The sequence below is a fragment of the Pseudarthrobacter sp. R1 genome, assembly GCF_024494415.1.
Lineage (GTDB): Bacteria > Actinomycetota > Actinomycetes > Actinomycetales > Micrococcaceae > Arthrobacter.
The window spans coordinates 461,344-477,072 of sequence record NZ_JAMKFI010000007.1 but is presented as its reverse complement, the minus strand read 5'-3'; the positions used below and the strand labels follow the sequence as shown (position 1 = coordinate 477,072).

General features: G+C 66.2%; 15 protein-coding genes. 6 read left to right on the top strand and 9 right to left on the bottom strand.

The window, feature by feature from the left end; genetic code table 11:
• Positions 1-9 precede the first annotated feature (9 nt).
• Together M8J71_RS10015 and M8J71_RS10010 are read left to right on the top strand one after the other, a co-directional pair.
• Entirely contained in the window at positions 10-741 is a 732-nt protein-coding gene (locus M8J71_RS10015) for an energy-coupling factor ABC transporter ATP-binding protein (protein ID WP_256247751.1), read from the top strand.
• The gene (locus tag M8J71_RS10010; RefSeq protein WP_256247750.1) at positions 738-1,361 is read left to right on the top strand and encodes an energy-coupling factor transporter transmembrane component T family protein; all 624 of its coding nucleotides are present in this window, start codon (positions 738-740) and stop codon (positions 1,359-1,361) included. Before M8J71_RS10015 ends, M8J71_RS10010 begins: the two co-directional genes overlap by 4 nt.
• On the opposite strand, the gene M8J71_RS10005 is transcribed toward M8J71_RS10010, so the two are convergent.
• Both M8J71_RS10005 and M8J71_RS10000 read right to left on the bottom strand, forming a co-directional pair.
• Complete coding sequence (locus M8J71_RS10005; RefSeq protein WP_256247749.1) at positions 1,358-2,557, bottom strand: thiolase family protein; 1,200 nt, start codon at positions 2,555-2,557, stop codon at positions 1,358-1,360. The genes M8J71_RS10010 and M8J71_RS10005 overlap by 4 nt on opposite strands.
• The gene (locus M8J71_RS10000) at positions 2,547-3,953 is read right to left on the bottom strand and encodes a class I adenylate-forming enzyme family protein (protein ID WP_256247748.1); all 1,407 of its coding nucleotides are present in this window, start codon (positions 3,951-3,953) and stop codon (positions 2,547-2,549) included. Before M8J71_RS10000 ends, M8J71_RS10005 begins: the two co-directional genes overlap by 11 nt.
• Before the next feature lie 60 nt (positions 3,954-4,013).
• Here M8J71_RS10000 and ypfJ point away from each other — a divergent pair, with 60 nt between their 5' ends.
• The gene (gene ypfJ / locus M8J71_RS09995; RefSeq protein ID WP_256247747.1) at positions 4,014-4,892 is read left to right on the top strand and encodes a KPN_02809 family neutral zinc metallopeptidase; all 879 of its coding nucleotides are present in this window, start codon (positions 4,014-4,016) and stop codon (positions 4,890-4,892) included.
• Between the two features lie 87 nt (positions 4,893-4,979).
• Here the strand turns inward: ypfJ and M8J71_RS09990 are convergent, their stop codons facing one another.
• The 6 genes from M8J71_RS09990 to M8J71_RS09965 all read right to left on the bottom strand — a co-directional run bounded on the left by M8J71_RS09990 (position 4,980) and on the right by M8J71_RS09965 (position 10,161).
• Entirely contained in the window at positions 4,980-5,312 is a 333-nt protein-coding gene (locus M8J71_RS09990) for a metal-sulfur cluster assembly factor (RefSeq protein ID WP_163163566.1), read from the bottom strand.
• A gap of 14 nt (positions 5,313-5,326) precedes the next feature.
• Positions 5,327-6,115 (bottom strand): Fe-S cluster assembly ATPase SufC, encoded by a 789-nt coding sequence (sufC, locus tag M8J71_RS09985; RefSeq protein WP_163163564.1) that lies wholly within the window; start codon positions 6,113-6,115, stop codon positions 5,327-5,329.
• Positions 6,116-6,194: 79 nt separating this feature from the next.
• Positions 6,195-6,554, bottom strand: a complete 360-nt coding sequence (locus M8J71_RS09980) for a non-heme iron oxygenase ferredoxin subunit (RefSeq protein ID WP_163163562.1) — start codon at positions 6,552-6,554, stop codon at positions 6,195-6,197.
• 24 nt (positions 6,555-6,578) lie between these two features.
• The gene (gene sufD / locus M8J71_RS09975; RefSeq protein ID WP_256247746.1) at positions 6,579-7,862 is read right to left on the bottom strand and encodes a Fe-S cluster assembly protein SufD; all 1,284 of its coding nucleotides are present in this window, start codon (positions 7,860-7,862) and stop codon (positions 6,579-6,581) included.
• A 2-nt stretch (positions 7,863-7,864) separates the two neighbouring features.
• The gene (gene sufB / locus M8J71_RS09970) at positions 7,865-9,328 is read right to left on the bottom strand and encodes a Fe-S cluster assembly protein SufB (protein WP_256247745.1); all 1,464 of its coding nucleotides are present in this window, start codon (positions 9,326-9,328) and stop codon (positions 7,865-7,867) included.
• On the bottom strand, positions 9,328-10,161 hold the full coding sequence (locus tag M8J71_RS09965) for a helix-turn-helix transcriptional regulator (protein ID WP_256247744.1): 834 nt from the start codon (positions 10,159-10,161) through the stop codon (positions 9,328-9,330). Before M8J71_RS09965 ends, sufB begins: the two co-directional genes overlap by 1 nt.
• 204 nt (positions 10,162-10,365) lie before the next feature.
• On the opposite strand from M8J71_RS09965, the gene M8J71_RS09960 reads away from it, so the two are divergent.
• From M8J71_RS09960 to M8J71_RS09950, 3 genes are read left to right on the top strand one after another with little or no spacing between them, the layout of a single operon-like run.
• Complete coding sequence (locus tag M8J71_RS09960; protein ID WP_256247743.1) at positions 10,366-11,334, top strand: ABC transporter ATP-binding protein; 969 nt, start codon at positions 10,366-10,368, stop codon at positions 11,332-11,334.
• Complete coding sequence (locus tag M8J71_RS09955; protein ID WP_256247742.1) at positions 11,331-12,152, top strand: ABC transporter permease; 822 nt, start codon at positions 11,331-11,333, stop codon at positions 12,150-12,152. The genes M8J71_RS09960 and M8J71_RS09955 overlap by 4 nt, the downstream gene beginning before the upstream one ends.
• Before the next feature lie 7 nt (positions 12,153-12,159).
• A complete protein-coding gene (locus M8J71_RS09950; protein ID WP_256247741.1) occupies positions 12,160-13,104 on the top strand; it encodes a COX15/CtaA family protein in 945 nt (314 codons plus the stop codon).
• A gap of 91 nt (positions 13,105-13,195) precedes the next feature.
• On the opposite strand, the gene M8J71_RS09945 is transcribed toward M8J71_RS09950, so the two are convergent.
• A complete protein-coding gene (locus tag M8J71_RS09945; RefSeq protein ID WP_256247740.1) occupies positions 13,196-15,544 on the bottom strand; it encodes a SulP family inorganic anion transporter in 2,349 nt (782 codons plus the stop codon).
• Between the last annotated feature and the right edge of the window lie 185 nt (positions 15,545-15,729).

Here is a 15,729-nt window from a genome sequence, read left to right as displayed (position 1 = left end):
GACAGCCCCATGCCCACAGTGACCTTTGACCAGGTAACCGTCGCCGTCGAGACGGACCACGCCCCGGAGCCCAAAGTCCTCCTTAACGAGGTCAACCTCCGGCTCGAGGAGCGGCGCATCGGCGTTATCGGAGCCAACGGCTCCGGGAAGTCCACGCTGCTGCGCCTGGTCAACGGCCTCGTCCAGCCCACGGCGGGCACCGTCTCCGTCGACGGCGACGATACCGTCCTTGCCGTCCGTAAAGTGCGGCGGAACGTCGGTTTTGTCTTCACCGATCCCCTGTCCCAGCTGGTGATGCCCACAGGCCGGGAGGACGTGGAATTGTCACTCCGCCGCGCTGTCAAGAACGGCGCCGAGCGGCGGAACAAGGCTGAAGCCGCGCTTGAAGGTTTGGGGCTCCAGCACCTGGCGGACCAGAGCATCTATGAGCTCTCCGGCGGCGAACGCCAGCTCATGGCGCTCGCCGCCGTACTCGCGGTAAACCCCGCGGTCCTGGTCCTCGACGAGCCGTCCACCCTCCTTGACCTGCGCAACCGTGAACTCCTCCGCCGGACCCTGTCCGGGCTCGACCAGCAGATCATCATGTCCACCCATGACCTCGACCTCGCCCTGGAAATGGACCGGGTGCTGGTCATCGAACAGGGAGAAGTCGCGTTCGACGGCGGCCCGGCGGAGGCCGTGGCAGCATACCGGGCCTTGTGCATGGACGGCTTTCAAGCCCGGGGACCGGTCAAACAATGAGGGGCCACGGCTTCCTCCTGGCCAACTATGTACCGGGCAACTCCCTCATTCACCGGTCACCGCTGACGCTGAAGTTCCTCCTGGTCTTCAGTTGCGGGCTGGCCTCGTTCATCATCGTTGACTGGCGGGTGTCGCTGGCAGTACTGGGCGGGCTTGCCGGCCTCTTCCTGCTGGCAGGCGCCGGCCTGAAACGCCTCTGGACTGCCGTCCGGCCGCTCGCCGCCGTTCTGCTGGTCATCGGACTTTTCCAGTGGTGGCAGCTCGGTGCACCTACCGCTGCCCGGATCGTACTGAATATCCTCGTTTGTGTGGTGGCGGCGTCGCTGCTGACCGCCACCACACCGGTGCAGAGCCTGCTGGACGGAGTGGTCAAAGCGGCCACCCCCTTCCGGCGGTTCGGCGCCGACCCCGAGCGGTTTGCCCTCACCATCGGCATCATGCTGCGGAGCATCCCCTACATCGCCGGCACGTTCGCCGACGTCCGTGATTCCGCCCGGGCGCGCGGGCTGGAGCGGAATCCCCGCGCCCTGATCCTGCCGGTATTCATCACGGCCGTGGCCTTCGCCCGGCAGACGGGCGAGGCGCTCGCCGCCCGTGGACTGGGCGACGCCGAAGACTAGGCTCCCGCGAGAGCGCCCTGGAGGCGTTCGTATTGCAGCAAGGCAGCGGTACCCATTCCGCCGGCGATGCTGATCAATCCCAGCGCCAGGCTCCCGGGGGTTCCGGTTCTTTGCGCCTGGGCCAGCAGGCGGGTCACCAGGACAGCGCCGGACGCTCCGTATGCGTGCCCTAACGCCAGCGCGCCGCCGTCGAGATTCACCCGCTCGGCGTCAATCGCCAACTCGTCAAGGCACGCAAGCGTCTGGGACGCGAAGGCCTCGTTGAATTCCACCAGGTCCAGCTCATCCGCTGCCACGCCGGCGGCCGCCAACACGCTGCGGGCAGCAGCGGCGGCGCCGACGCCCAGCAGCTCGGGATCCACGCCCGCCGTCCCCGTGCCGAGCACCAGCAGACCGTCAGTGGCGCCCGCTTCCCGGGCCCGCTGCAGGGAAGTGATAACGACGGCGGATGCAGCGTCAGCGTCGAAGCAGGAGTTTCCGGCGGTGACAGTTCCCCCGTCCACAAAAGCGGGCGGGAACCGCGCCATCACCGCCGCGCCCAGGCCCCGCCGCGGCCCATCGTCCGCAGCAACAGTACCGGCAGCTGTCTCCAGCGGGACCAGCTCGCCGTCGAAATGTCCGGCTTCCGCGGCGGCAAGAGCCAAGCGGTGGCTGCGCAGCGCAAACACATCCTGGCGGGCCCTGGTGACGCCAAACTTGCGCGCCACGCTCTCCGCGGCCACGCCCATGTCCGGGTCTCCGAAGCTGTCCGGCACAAACTGTGCCCGTGCGTAAAACTCCGGCCCGCCGTCGTCATTCCGGTGCGCCCGCAGGGGCGCGGTGCTGGTGCTTTCCACTCCCCCGGCCAGATACAGGGGGTTGCCGCCAGCTGCGACCAGCCCGGCGGCGAGGACGATCGCGTCCAGGCCGGAGCCGCACTGGCGGTCAACGGTGAGGCCGGGGACCGTAACCGGCAGGCCGGCCTCCAGCAATGCAAGCCGGGCCACGTTTCCGCCGCCGCCCACCGCGTTCCCGATCACCACATCCGTGATGGCACCCGGATCCATTCCCGGACCCGCCACGAGCTCGCGCAGCACGGGCGCCAGCAGCTTGTGTGCACGCATCTGCCGCAACGCTCCGTTGGTGCGGCATACCGGGGTGCGGCGGGCCGCAATGATGACGGGCTGGCGGTCCGGCGGAAGGAGCTCAGGCGCCAAGGTTCCGGATCCTCTGGTCCCCCGAGCTGATCCAGTCCAGCAGCAGGTTCCGGCTGATCTTGCCCCGGTCCGTAATCGGGAGTTCGGTGACCGCGTAGTACTGCAGCGGCCACTTGTCGCGGGCCAGGATATTATCCAGGCCCGCCCGCAGCTGGGTGGCAGTAACAGCGCCGGCGGACGGGACAACCCCCGCAACCACCCGCTGTCCCCGCAGGTCATCCGGCATCCCGGCCGCCACAGCGGCTGCTACGCCGGGCACCGCGGCCAGCGCCAGTTCCACCTCATGCGGGTACACGTTCTTGCCGGCAGTGAGGATCATGTCCGAGCGGCGCCCCAGGATGTGGAGCTCCCCCGCCTGCAGGTAGCCCTGGTCCCCCACAGTGAACCATCCGTCGAAGGACCTTAACGCTTGGCCGTCGTCACCCCAAAGGTAGCCGTTGCTGACCATGGGGCTCCGCACGCAGATGTTGCCGGCGGTCCCGTCCGGAAGGGCGTTGCCCGAGTCATCGAGGATCCTGACATCCACGCCGGGAAAGGGGCGCCCGATGCCGGTCCCGCCCACGGATGGCTCTTCGCCGGCAGCCAGGCCGGCCCCGGAGACAAAACTCAGTTCAGAAGCGCCGTAGTACTCGTAGATAGTGGCGTTCGGGGCCCAGCGTCTTGCGGCTTCGAGGGTCCGCGCATCGAGTTTGGAGCCGGCACAGATAATGCTGCGAACCCCGGAGGCGTCCACGCATCCAGTCAATCCGCGCTCGCTCAGCATCCTCAGCATCGTGGGCACCAGCACCAGCCTGGTGACCCGGTCGTACGAGATGGCTGCGTGGACATCACCGACGTCGAACGTGTCAAGGGTCTGGAATTCTGAGCCTGCGTAGAGACACTCGGCCAGGGCGTAGAGGTTAAGGCTGGCTGCCAGCGGCCCCGGCGCCAGGGTGACGTCGTCCGGGCGGAGCCCGAAAAATTGGATGGACGCGTCGAAGGACTCCTGCCAGGACCGGCGGGACCGGGTGAAGGCCTTCGGGATGGAGGTGGTGCCGGACGTCAGGCCGATGAGGAACGTGGATTCCGGCGCACCGTCCGCAAGTACATCGTCCGGGGACACCGCGGCGGCCTGCGCCGCTGACCCAATGCGGCGGACCACGTCCTCCTGCAGCGGAGCAGGCCAGGTGGGGTCGAGGACGGCGCACTGCCGCCCCCCGGCCAGCGCAGCGGCGAACTTAACGGCGAAGCGGACGGAGTTGGCTTCACAGAGCGCGGTGACGGCCATCGTTTCGGCCACCAGGGCAGCGGAGGAATCACGGAGCTCCGCCCACGTGAGGTGTTGACCCCCGACCACGACGGCGGTGTCGTGCGGCCGTTCGTCGGCCCAGCGCTGGATTCTGTTGAGGAAAGGCATCGGATCAACTTTACCGGCCGGCACCGGATTGAGCTTCGGGTCCGCGGGTAATGTGACTTTATGAGTTTCAACGACAATGTGCAGCTGGATCCTTCGCAGGTCCAGGACCGGCGCGGCATGGGCCGCGGAGCAAAGGTCGGCGGTGGCATCGGTGGCGGGCTCATCCTGCTCATCGCCGCGCTCCTGGGCGTCAACCCGCAGTTGCTCGAAGGACTGGCAGGAGCAGGCCAGGCCCCGCAAAGCCAGGGCACCGCCCCGGCCTGCGATAGGGGGTCGGATGCTGATGCCCGCGTGGACTGCCGCATCACCGGCACCGTGAACAGCCTGAACGCGTTCTGGCCCGCCTATCTGCAGCAGTACAACGTGCAGTACCCGCGGCCGACCACAGTGATCTTCGAGCAGGGGGTCAACACGGGTTGCGGCGCGGCTTCCAGCGCTGTTGGCCCGTTCTACTGCCCGGCCGACACCACCGCCTACTTCGATCCCGGCTTCTTCCAGGAGCTCGTGGACCGGTTCGGCTCCTCAGGCGGTCCGCTGGCGCAGGAGTATGTGGTGGCCCACGAGTTCGGGCACCACATCCAGAACGTGCTCGGGAACCTGGACCAGGCACAGCAGGACCCGCAGGGCCCCGAGTCCGGCGCTGTCCGCGTTGAGCTTCAGGCCGACTGCTACGCGGGGCTGTGGGCCAAACACGCCTCAACCCAGCCCGGCCCGGCAGGCGAGCCGTTCCTGGAGACGCTCACCCAGCAGGACCTGAACGACGCACTGTCCGCCGCTTCGGCCGTCGGCGACGACCGGATCCAGGAGGCAGCAACCGGCCGGGTCTCCCCCGAAGCCTGGACGCACGGATCCAGCGAGCAGCGCCAGCGGTGGTTCTACAAGGGCTACGAAACCGGCGACATCAACCAGTGCGACACCTTCTCCGCGCCCACGCTTTGAGTGGGCCCCCACCGGTAGGGGCCGGTGGGAACGACGACGGCCGGTTACCTTCCGCGGGGAAGGTAACCGGCCGTCGTCGTACCTTATCTAGATGTTGAAGCCGAGGGCCCGCATCTGGTCCTTGCCGTCGTCGGTGATCCGTTCCGGACCCCATGGCGGCATCCAGACCCAGTTCAGGCGCCAGTCGTCAACAACGCCGTCCAGGGCCTGGCCCACCTGCTCCTCGAGGACATCGGTGAGCGGGCAGGCGGCGGTGGTCAGTGTCATGTCGATCAGCAGCGCGCCGTCGTCATCGGAGTACTTCAGGCCGTAGAGCAGGCCGAGGTCCACAATGTTGACGCCGAGCTCGGGGTCGATGACATCCTTCAGCGCCTCTTCGATGTCCTCAAGGCTCGTACGGGACGCGTCGATTTCGGTCATGGCGAAAGTCCTTACTAGGCCTGTGCGGCGACGGGTGCAGCGGCGGCGCCGGCGCCCTTCGCGTAGCGGTCGTAGCCTTCTTCTTCCAGGCGGTCGGCCAGCTCGGGGCCGCCTTCCTCAACAACCTGGCCGTCCACGAACACGTGCACGAAGTCAGGCTTGATGTAGCGCAGGATCCGCGTGTAGTGGGTGATGAGCAGCGTGCCCATCTTGCCTTCGGCGTGGGCACGGTTAACACCCTCGGACACAACCTTCAGCGCGTCAACGTCCAGGCCGGAGTCGGTCTCGTCCAGGATGGCGAACTTGGGCTTGAAGAGTTCCAGCTGCAGGATTTCCACGCGCTTCTTCTCGCCGCCGGAGAAGCCTTCGTTCACGTTGCGCTGTGCGAAATCGGCGTCGATGCGGAGCTGCTCCATGGCAGCCTTGACGTCCTTGGTCCAGGTGCGCAGCTTGGGGGCTTCACCGTCGATAGCGGTCTTGGCCGTGCGCAGGAAGTTGGTCATGCTGACGCCGGGGACCTCCACCGGGTACTGCATGGCCAGGAAGACACCGGCGCGGGCGCGCTCGTCAACGCTCATCTCCAGGACGTCTTCGCCGTCAAGGGTGATGGAGCCACTGGTGACGTTGTAGCGGGGGTGGCCTGCGATGGTGGAGGCCAGCGTGGACTTGCCGGAGCCGTTGGGGCCCATGATGGCGTGGGTTTCGCCGGTCCGGATGGTCAGGCTGACGCCCTTCAGGATTTCCTTGGTGCCCTGCTCCGTCTCAATGCTGACGTGCAGGTCCTTAATCTCAAGAGTAGACATGTGTCTTGTTCTCCTCTGCACCGTGCCTGGCGGCTGCGGTGCGGTCTCTGTCTGGAAGTTGGTTCGTAATTCTGTGGTGCTAGCTGAAGTTGGGGGCTTCGGCGCCGTTGAGGATGTTGGTGAAGTCCACATAGACCTCATCACCCCGGATCTCGACGGCGAACACCGGAACGGGATCATAGGCCGGCAGCTGCAGCGGTTCCCCGCTGCGCAGGTCGAACTGGGAGCCGTGGCCCCAGCATTCGATGGCGCAGCCCTCCACTTCGCCCTCGGACAGGGAAATGTCCGCGTGCGAGCAGGTGTCACCGATTGCGTGGATTTCCCCCATGGAGTCCTTCACGATCGCCACAGGGTAGTCGTCGATCAGGATCCGCAGTGCCTGCTTCAGCTGGATTTCATCCACCTTGCAGACAAGCTCGCCCTTTGGCTGGTCAGTCATCTTTAAGCCCGTGCCCCGTTACCTCTAGTTGTCCGTCAGTGCGAGTTCATGCTCAACAGCCTCGGTCAGCCGCTCCTCGATGGAGGGGACCTTGATCTGCTGGATGATCTCGTTCAGGAAGCCGCGGACCACGAGGCGGCGGGCAACCGATTCCGGGATGCCGCGGGCCATCAGGTAAAAGAGGTGCTCGTCATCCATCCGGCCGGCGGCCCCGGCGTGGCCGGCACCCTCGATAAGTCCGGTCTCGATTTCGAGGTTGGGCACGGAATCGGCGCGGGCGCCGTCGGTCAGCAGCAGGTTGCGGTTGGCCTCGTAGGTGTCGGTGCCCTCTGCTTCCTTGCGGATCAGGACGTCACCAACCCAGACGGCGTGGGCATTGCGGCCCTGCAGTGCGCCCTTGTAGAGCACGTTGGACTTGCAGTTGGGCACTGCGTGGTCAACGAACAGGCGCTGCTCCAGGTGCTGGCCGGCGTCGGCGAAGTACAGGCCGAACAGCTCGGCTTCTCCGCCGGGGGCGGTGAAGCGTGCCGACGGCGTGACGCGGACCAGGTCCCCGCCGAGGCTGACCATGACGTGCTTGAGCTTGGCGTCGCGGCCGATCTTTGCCTGCTGGGAGGAGGCGTGGACGGCGTCGTCGTTCCATTCCTGGAGGGAGACAACCGTCAGGCTGGCGCCGTCTTCCACGATGATCTCAACGTTTTCCGATACAACGGCGGATCCCCTGTGGTTCAGGACCACAACTGCCTTGGAGAACTTTTCGGCCACGATCACGAGGTGCTGGGCGGCTGCCTCGAGGGACGTGCCTTCGATGTCCACGGAGATCTCCGTCAGGGCTTCGAACTCAGCCGGGATGGTGACGACGGTGGCTCCGGCGAAGTTTTCCCAGGCATTGGCTGACACGCGGTCCTCGGGGATACCGGCGGTACCGATCCGCTGGTCGTCGCGGTTGACGCTTTCCACGGTGACCTGCTCGGGACCGGTGACCACCACGGTGGGTGCCGCGCCGGCAAGGACCTCGGAGTGCAGGCCGCGGAGGCGCTTCAGCGGGGTGAAGCGCCAGTCTTCCTCCATGCCGGTGAGGGGCTTGAAGTCGGCAAGCTTGTAGGAGGTCAGCCGGCCGGCGCGTGAGCTGTCCGGGATGCCGACGCCGCCGCCGTGGGAGTGGCTCTTGGCCGAAGCACCCGCAAGAGGTGCCTTGGAGCCGGCATTGATCGGCGAGAGGCTCTCGCCTTCTTCGGTGAAGCCGTCGATGAACGGCTGGGCTGAGGGCGCGCCGATGCGTGCCTTTTCAGTAGTGATTTCAGTCATCGTTATCCGACGGACCCTTCCATCTGCAGTTCAATCAGGCGGTTCAGCTCAAGTGCGTACTCCATGGGGAGCTCGCGGGCGATGGGCTCGATGAAGCCGCGGACGATCATCGCCATGGCTTCGTCTTCGCGCATGCCGCGGGACATCAGGTAGAAGAGCTGCTCTTCGCTGACCCGGGAAACAGTTGCCTCGTGGCCCATCACAACGTCGTCCTCGCGGATGTCGATGTACGGGTAGGTGTCCGAGCGGCTGATGGTATCAACCAGCAGAGCGTCACAGCGGACGGTGTTGGCGGAGTGCTTGGCACCTTCGCGGACCTGCACCAGGCCGCGGTACGCTGCACGGCCGCCGCCGCGGGCCACCGACTTGGAAATGATGGAGCTCTTGGTGTTCGGCGCAATGTGCACCATCTTGGACCCGGTGTCCTGGTGCTGGCCCTCGCCGGCGAAAGCGATGGACAGGGTTTCGCCCTTGGCGTGCTCCCCCACGAGGTAAACGGCCGGGTACTTCATGGTGACCTTGGAGCCGATGTTGCCATCGACCCATTCCATGGTGGCGCCCTCTTCGCAGATGGCGCGCTTGGTCACCAGGTTGTACACGTTGTTGGACCAGTTCTGGATGGTGGTGTAGCGGACGCGGGCGCCCTTCTTCACGATGATCTCCACCACGGCAGAGTGCAGGGAGTCCGAAGTGTAGATCGGCGCCGTGCAGCCTTCGATGTAGTGGACGTAGGAGTCCTCGTCCGCGATGATCAGGGTCCGCTCGAACTGGCCCATGTTCTCGGTGTTGATGCGGAAGTATGCCTGCAGCGGGATGTCCACGTGGACGCCCTTGGGCACGTACACGAAGGAGCCGCCGGACCAGACAGAGGTGTTCAGCGAAGCGAACTTGTTGTCGCCCACCGGGATCACTGTGCCGAAGTACTCCTGGAAGATCTCCGGGTGTTCCTTCAGGGCGGTGTCGGTGTCCAGGAAGATGACACCCTGCCGCTCCAGGTCCTCACGCAACTGGTGGTAAACCACCTCGGACTCGTACTGGGCGGCGACACCGGAAACCAGGCGCTGCTTTTCGGCCTCGGGGATGCCCAGCTTGTCGTAGGTGTTCTTGATGTCCTCGGGCAGCTCTTCCCAGGTGGCAGCCTGCTTCTCCGTGGAGCGGACGAAGTACTTAATGTTGTCGAAGTCGATGCCGGAGAGGTCTGCACCCCACGTGGGCATGGGCTTGCGGTCGAAGTACTTCAGGCCCTTCAGGCGCAGGTCAAGCATCCACTCCGGCTCGCTCTTCTTGGCCGAAATGTCCCGGACCACTTCTTCGTTGAGCCCACGGCGTGCGTTGGCGCCGACGTCGTTCTTGTCAGCCCATCCGTACTCGTAGTTGCCGATGCCGTGAAGCTCGGGATTCTTTTCCAGAATCTCCGAGATCACAGTGTTTTCGGCTACCGCTTTCTCTGATAGTTGGTCCGTCATCACGGCCTTTCTTGCTGATGGTTGTTTACTTCATTCAGGCTGGCGGGGGCTGCCGGGGACCTCGGAGGTCCTTGGGCAGACAGCCTGCCTGTGGGTATATGGGTGGTGCACACGTGCCCGCCGCGGGCCAGTGTGGAGAGGCGGCGCACGTCCACACCCACCAGCCTCGAGAACACTTCGGTCTCCACGTCGCAAAACACGGGGAACCGGGCGGCGAGCTGTTGGATGGGGCAGTGGCCCTGGCACAGCTGCACGCTGGAGAGCGCCGCCGGGAGCGGGGGCTTGGCCTCGATGGAGGCTGCCGAGGCCACGAAGTTGTCGCGGCTCAGGGCATCCGCCAGGGCTTTGGCGCGGTCGGTGATGTCCGGGCCCGCCTTTTCGATTTCCGGGGCGTACCGGCGTTCCATGTCGGCGAAGCGCTCGACGGCGAATGCCCGCACTGCGTCCGGCCCGGCAACTTTCTGGAGCTGCTGGAGCGCGAGGGCTGCGATGCCCAGGTAGTCGTTGCCGAGACTCGACTGGCCCTGGGAGCTGAGGACATAGCGCCGTGCGGGACGGCCTGCCCCGGCGCCGGACTTCGCCACGCGCTTGACTTCAATAACGCCTGCACGGGATAAATGGTCCAGGTGCCGGCGCACCGCCGCCGGAGTGAATCCCAGCAGGTCGCCGAGTTCAGCGGCGCTGACGGGTCCGTGTTCCAGGACGGCCGAGAGGACCCGGTCGCGGGTGCGCTCGTCCGCGTCAGCCACCGGACCGGCGGCCAGGGGGCCGCGGTCTGCGGGAGCCTGTGAGGCCCCGTGCCCGGCAAAGGGCACAGCAGTAGCATTGCTCATGGAATACACAACACAATCATGTCGTAATTTACTCCCTCGCTCCAGTAAGGGCAGGCTGACCTGAGCAACCCGGCCTTCGGAGTTTTATCCAGGTATGCAGGCCTGCCCGCGGCGGAAGTCCTCATACGTGGACAAAAACTCGTGGAGGTCCCTCCCGCGCCGTCGAAGGACGTCGGAAAATACTACATCCCGTAGAATATTCGGGTGCGATCCCCCCAATCCCCGGTTCTGTCCATCAGCGGGCTAGTTAAGGATGTAGGCCCGCTTGCAAGCCTGGACGGAAAAATGCTCCGGGTGGTGAGCGGGGTCTCCCTCGTCGCTGAGCGCGGCCAGGTCACCGCCCTCCTGGGCGCCAACGGTGCGGGGAAAACCACCACGCTGGAATGCGCCCAAGGCCTTCAAAAAAGAAGCGGCGGCACCATCTCCCTGTTGGGCCAGGACCCCGCAACGGCAGGGGCCGAGCTGCGCTCCCGCGTAGGCGTGATGCTTCAGGACGGCGGGCTGCCGCCGTCGTCCAGGCCTGTTCCCTTGCTGCGGCACATTGCCGGACTCTACGCCCAGCCCTGGCCTTTGGATGACCTGGTTGAGCGTTTGGGCATCGGCGCGTTCAGCCGGACCACCGTCCGGCGGCTCTCCGGCGGGCAGAAGCAGCGCCTGGCCCTTGCCGCTGCGCTGATCGGCCGGCCGGAGGTCCTGTTCCTCGACGAGCCCAGCGCCGGCCTGGATCCGCAGTCCCGCCAGCTGGTGTTCAACCTTATTTCCGAGCTGCGGGATGCCGGGATGGGCATCATCCTCACCACGCACCTGATGGACGACGCCCAGCGGCTGGCCGACTACGTTTACATTATCGACGGCGGCCGCAACGTGGCCGAGGGCACGGTCCAGGAACTGCTCCAGCGCGGTCCTGCCGTGGAAACGGGGGCCGAGCACATTCGCACGCTCGAGTTTGAAGCCCATCCAGGGCTGGATTTCGCCGGGCTTCTGCCGGCCGGCATTGCCGTCTCCGAGACCCGCGCGGGCAGCTACTCCGTCACGGGCAGCCTGACTCCCGGCCACCTCGCAGCACTGGCGCGGTGGTGGGAGACACATGACATCATGCCGGCTTCCATGACTCTGCAGGCGCGTAGCCTTGAAGACGTCTTTCTGGATATTTCGGGAAAGGACATCCGATGAACGGATCAGCATCGGGCGCTGCCGGTGCCACTCCAGGCGATGCTCCAAGCACCACCCTGGGCGGCGTTTCGGGCCGGCAGGATCCTGCTTCCCTGCTGCGCCGCGTTCTGCTGCAGGGCAAGTACGAGTCTCTGGCCATGCTCCGGAACGGCGAGCAGCTGATCCTGGCAGTGGTGCTGCCGCTCCTGGCGCTTGTTGGCCTGACCGTGACGCCGTTCCTGGACGGGATGGGGGCCAGCCGCATTGACGTTGCCGTACCCGGGATCCTGGCCCTGTGCGCCATGTCCACGGCATTCACGGGCCAGGGCATCGCCACCGGCTTCGACAGGCGCTATGGGGTGCTGCGTTTCCTTTCCACCACTCCCCTGGGACGCGGGGGGCTGATCGCCGGCAAGGCGCTTTCGGTCCTGGCCGTCCTCTGCCTGCAGGTGGTTGTGGTCACTGTGGTGGCCCTGTCATTGGGATGGCAGCCACAGGCAGCCGCCTGGATTCCCGGCCTGTTCCTCCTGGCCCTGGGCGCCGCCGCCTTTACCGCACTGGGCCTGCTGGTGGCCGGGACCGTCCGGCCTGAAGCCACGCTCGCCATCACCAACCTGCTCTGGATCCTGCTGGGCGCCCTGGGCGGAATTGTCCTCCCGGCAGAACGCCTGCCTGCCGGTGCCCAGGCAATGGTGGAGTTCCTGCCCTCCGGCGCGCTGGGTGAATCCCTGCGGGAGGCTTTCCTTACCGGCGTGCTGAATGGCGGCGCCACCCTCATCCTGCTGCTATGGACCGTCATTGCCGGGGCAGCAGCCATCCGTTGGTTCAAGTGGAATTGAGATATCCGTGAGCACGGCCGCACGCCTCCCCCAGTTTGTTAACCGCCTGTCGTCCCGGCTGCCCCGCACCGTGGACGTCCGGGTCCGCCGCCTGGCGGTTGCCTCCCTGATCGGCCAGACCCTCCTGGTGGTCACCGGCGGCGCCGTGCGGCTGACGGCATCCGGCCTGGGCTGTCCCACGTGGCCGCGCTGCACGGACACGTCCCTGGTGAACACGCCGGAAATGGGCATCCACGGGTTCATCGAGTTCGGCAACCGGCTCCTCACCTTCGCCCTTGCCGCCGTCGCAGCCTTGATGCTGGTGTACCTGTGGAACCTGCGCAAGGAGCGCCGGGACCTTTTCCTGCTGGCACTGGGGCTGCTGGCCAGCATCCCGGCCCAGGCCGTGATCGGCGGCATCACCGTGCTGACCAACCTCAACCCCTGGGTGGTGGGCCTGCACTTCCTGGTCTCCATGGCGCTGGTGGTGTTCGCCACGCTGCTGGTGAACCGTGCCTTTGGCCGGACGGGACGGTTCCAAACCGTCTCCCATGCCGCACTGCCGGGAGTCATGCGGCCGGTGACGGCCGCCGTCGCGCTTTTCTCCGCGCTTGCCGTGATGCTGGGCGTGGTGGTGACGGGGGCAGGTCCGCACGCAGGCGACGCCGACGCTCCCCGGAACGGGCTGGACTGGGACCTGTTCTCCCACATCCACGCCGTTCCCGCCTACCTCATCACCGCTGGAACCCTGGTGGCACTCGCGCTGGTTTTCCTGCGCCGGATCAAGGGGTCCTTCCGCACCGCCGTCCTGGGTCTGCTGGGTGTGACGCTCCTTCAGGCCGTCATCGGCTTCACCCAGTACTACAACGGCATTCCCGCACTGCTGGTCGCCGCCCATATGCTGGGGGCCGCTTTGCTGATGGTGGCTGCAACCAACGCCTGGGACATCGCCCGGTCCAGCCCCGTGGCGTAGTTCCTCCCGCTTCCCAATCTGAAATGCCAAGCGCCCCGGTTCCTTCCGAACCGTGGCGCTTGGCACTGGCGGCAGGCCTGCTTCCTCCTGGTCAGCCTGCAGGCGTCCCTGCGGGGGCGGGCCTGCGTGGCGCCTGGGCAGGGTCGAGGAACTGGATGCCGGCCGGTTCAACCAGCAACACCCGGGCCGTGGCGATGTCGTAGAACAGGCCCGTGGCCTGTACGCTGCCACGGGCAAGTGCCGGGCCCACCACCGGGTGGTTTTCCAGCTTGCCCAGCTGCACGGCCACATTAACCATCGCCAACTGGTCCTGCCGGCTGAAGCCGGCTGCAGCGGCAGCCACTGCCACCGGATGATCCGCCAACAGCTTCCGGTAGCTTGGCCGTGCGTGGTTCAGCCAGGCGTCGAACCCGGCACCAAGGGAAGGATTTCCCTTGGCAGTGGCGTCGTCGATCAGGGCTTTCATGGCACCGCAGTTGGAGTGCCCGCAGATGACGATCGACTCCACGGCCAAGCCTTTCACGGCGAAGGACAGGGCTGAGTCGATCGAGGCATCCTGGCCGTCGTGGCACACCACGTTGCCGATGTTCCGCAGGGTCAGCAGGTCACCCGGGCCGCTGCTGGTAATCAGGTTCGGGTTCACCCGCGAGTCCACACAGGCCACAAACAGGGTGTCCGGGTTCTGGCTGTTCGCCAGATCCTGGACCAGCGGACGGACCTGGTCCGCGAAGCGGCGGTGATACTTGTCGATGCCCAGCAGGAGCGGTTGCAGCGGACGCGGGCCTTCCCCCACGTGGTCCCCGGCTTCACTTCCCGGGTGCTGCGAACCTGCAGGGTCTTGCCAGAAGGCCCTTGGGGGCAGCGGAAGCTCCCGTGCTTCCTGGCGTTTTGGCGCCTGATCTGCCGCGTCCTGGAACAGCGTGTTTCCGTGTTCCTCGAGGGAGACTGTCCCGCCGGCCGCCTCATGCTGCTGCTGCCAGGCGAGCAGGGCCTCGCGGAAGGCGTGGTCCACGTAGTCCGCATTCAACTCCACCACCACATTCACTCCGGCAGGAACGGCATGCAGGACGCGGTTGAGTTTCGGCAGGGCAAAGAAGCTGCAGGACCCGCCGATGGTGACCCGCCAGGGGTCCGACGGCGAGGCGGGCCGATGGGACTGCACTGCTGCCCGCAGCACACGCCACAGCACGCTGGCCGCCGCCAGAGCCAGCCCGATCATGACGCCCTCGAGGAGGTTCAGGAACACAACACAGAGGAGTGTCACCGCGTAGATCAGGAGATCCCCCGTGCGGAGGCTCGTCCTGATGTCCGCCACCTTGATCAGGCGCGCGCCGATCATCACCAGCAGGCCGGCCAGGACGGACAGCGGGATCAGCTGGATCAGTCCGGCGAACAGGGCGGAGAAAGCCAGGACCCACACGCCGTGCAGGACGGCGGACAGGCGGGTTGCCGCGCCGGCCTCCACGTTGGTGGCGCTGCGGACGATAACTCCCGTTACCGGCAGCCCGCCGAGCGACCCGGAAACAATGTTGGCCGCGCCCTGGCCCACCAGCTCCCGGTTCAGGTTGGTGCGGGGGCCGCTCTGCATCTTGTCCACGGCGACGGCGGACAGCAGCGATTCAATGCTGGCAATAAGTGCCATCGAAATGACGGCGAAGGCGACGGCACGCCAGTTGCCTTCCGGCAGCTGAGGCAACGCGACGGCGTCGACAATTGACCCTGTGAAGGAGATCCGCTCAACTCCTGGGGCAAAGGCGACAGCGAGTGCGGTGCCGGCGGCGACGGCAGCCAGTGGCCCGGGGATGCGCCGCACCGCAGCCGGAAGGTGCTTCCAGGCAAGGAGGATCGCCACGACGGTCAGCCCAAGCAGTGCGGCGTGCAGTTCAACGTTGGTGATGGCTGCAGGCAGCGCCATCAGGTTGTCGAGGGCGGAGCCGGCCGGCTGGCCACCGAGCAGGACCCGGACCTGCTGCAGGATGATGGTGATGCCGATGCCGGCCAGCATCGCTTTGACCACCACGGGAGAGACGGCCAGCGCTGCCCGCCCCACCCGGCTGATGCCAAGCAGCAGCTGCACGACGCCGGCAGCTGCGGTAATTGCGCACGTGACCTGCCAGCCGAACTCCTGGACGAGCCCGGCGACGACGACGGTGAGGCCCGCGGCGGGGCCGCTCACCTGAAGGGGTGACCCGCCCAGGCTGCCCGCTACGATGCCGCCCACGGCGGCGGCAATGAGTCCGGCCATGATGGGCGCGCCGGACGCTGCGGCGATGCCCAGCGAGAGCGGCAGTGCAACGAGGAACACCACCAGTGAAGCCGGGACGTCGGCCCCGGGATGGCTGAAGACGCCCGGACGCCGGCGTTTCCTGCCACCCCTTCCGGACGGCGGCGGACTGTGGATTGCGGCTGGGACAGTAGAGGGATCAGGTGCCGGTGCCATGGATTTTCCTTTGTTCGCGGGCAGGATCCTTCCCAGAGTAACCAGGGCGTCACGAACGGTGACAGACTAAAGTGAGCAATATGACATATCTGTCATATGAGATGTCAAGTGTTCCCCCTGCTGCTTTCCACACTTACCGGACTCCTTAACGGGACAAGCCTCCCCCGGCGGAAGCGGGAGAGGCT

Excerpts from the sequence above, each read along its gene's own strand:
- M8J71_RS10015 (WP_256247751.1), top strand. The coding sequence starts at position 10 with ATGCCCACAGTGACCTTTGACCAGGTAACCGTCGCCGTCGAGACGGAC.
- M8J71_RS10010 (WP_256247750.1), top strand. The coding sequence starts at position 738 with ATGAGGGGCCACGGCTTCCTCCTGGCCAACTATGTACCGGGCAACTCC.
- M8J71_RS10000 (WP_256247748.1), bottom strand. The coding sequence starts at position 3,953 with ATGCCTTTCCTCAACAGAATCCAGCGCTGGGCCGACGAACGGCCGCAC.
- ypfJ (WP_256247747.1), top strand. The coding sequence starts at position 4,014 with ATGAGTTTCAACGACAATGTGCAGCTGGATCCTTCGCAGGTCCAGGAC.
- M8J71_RS09990 (WP_163163566.1), bottom strand. The coding sequence starts at position 5,312 with ATGACCGAAATCGACGCGTCCCGTACGAGCCTTGAGGACATCGAAGAG.
- sufC (WP_163163564.1), bottom strand. The coding sequence starts at position 6,115 with ATGTCTACTCTTGAGATTAAGGACCTGCACGTCAGCATTGAGACGGAG.
- M8J71_RS09980 (WP_163163562.1), bottom strand. The coding sequence starts at position 6,554 with ATGACTGACCAGCCAAAGGGCGAGCTTGTCTGCAAGGTGGATGAAATC.
- sufD (WP_256247746.1), bottom strand. The coding sequence starts at position 7,862 with ATGACTGAAATCACTACTGAAAAGGCACGCATCGGCGCGCCCTCAGCC.
- sufB (WP_256247745.1), bottom strand. The coding sequence starts at position 9,328 with ATGACGGACCAACTATCAGAGAAAGCGGTAGCCGAAAACACTGTGATC.
- M8J71_RS09965 (WP_256247744.1), bottom strand. The coding sequence starts at position 10,161 with ATGAGCAATGCTACTGCTGTGCCCTTTGCCGGGCACGGGGCCTCACAG.
- M8J71_RS09955 (WP_256247742.1), top strand. The coding sequence starts at position 11,331 with ATGAACGGATCAGCATCGGGCGCTGCCGGTGCCACTCCAGGCGATGCT.
- M8J71_RS09945 (WP_256247740.1), bottom strand. The coding sequence starts at position 15,544 with ATGGCACCGGCACCTGATCCCTCTACTGTCCCAGCCGCAATCCACAGT.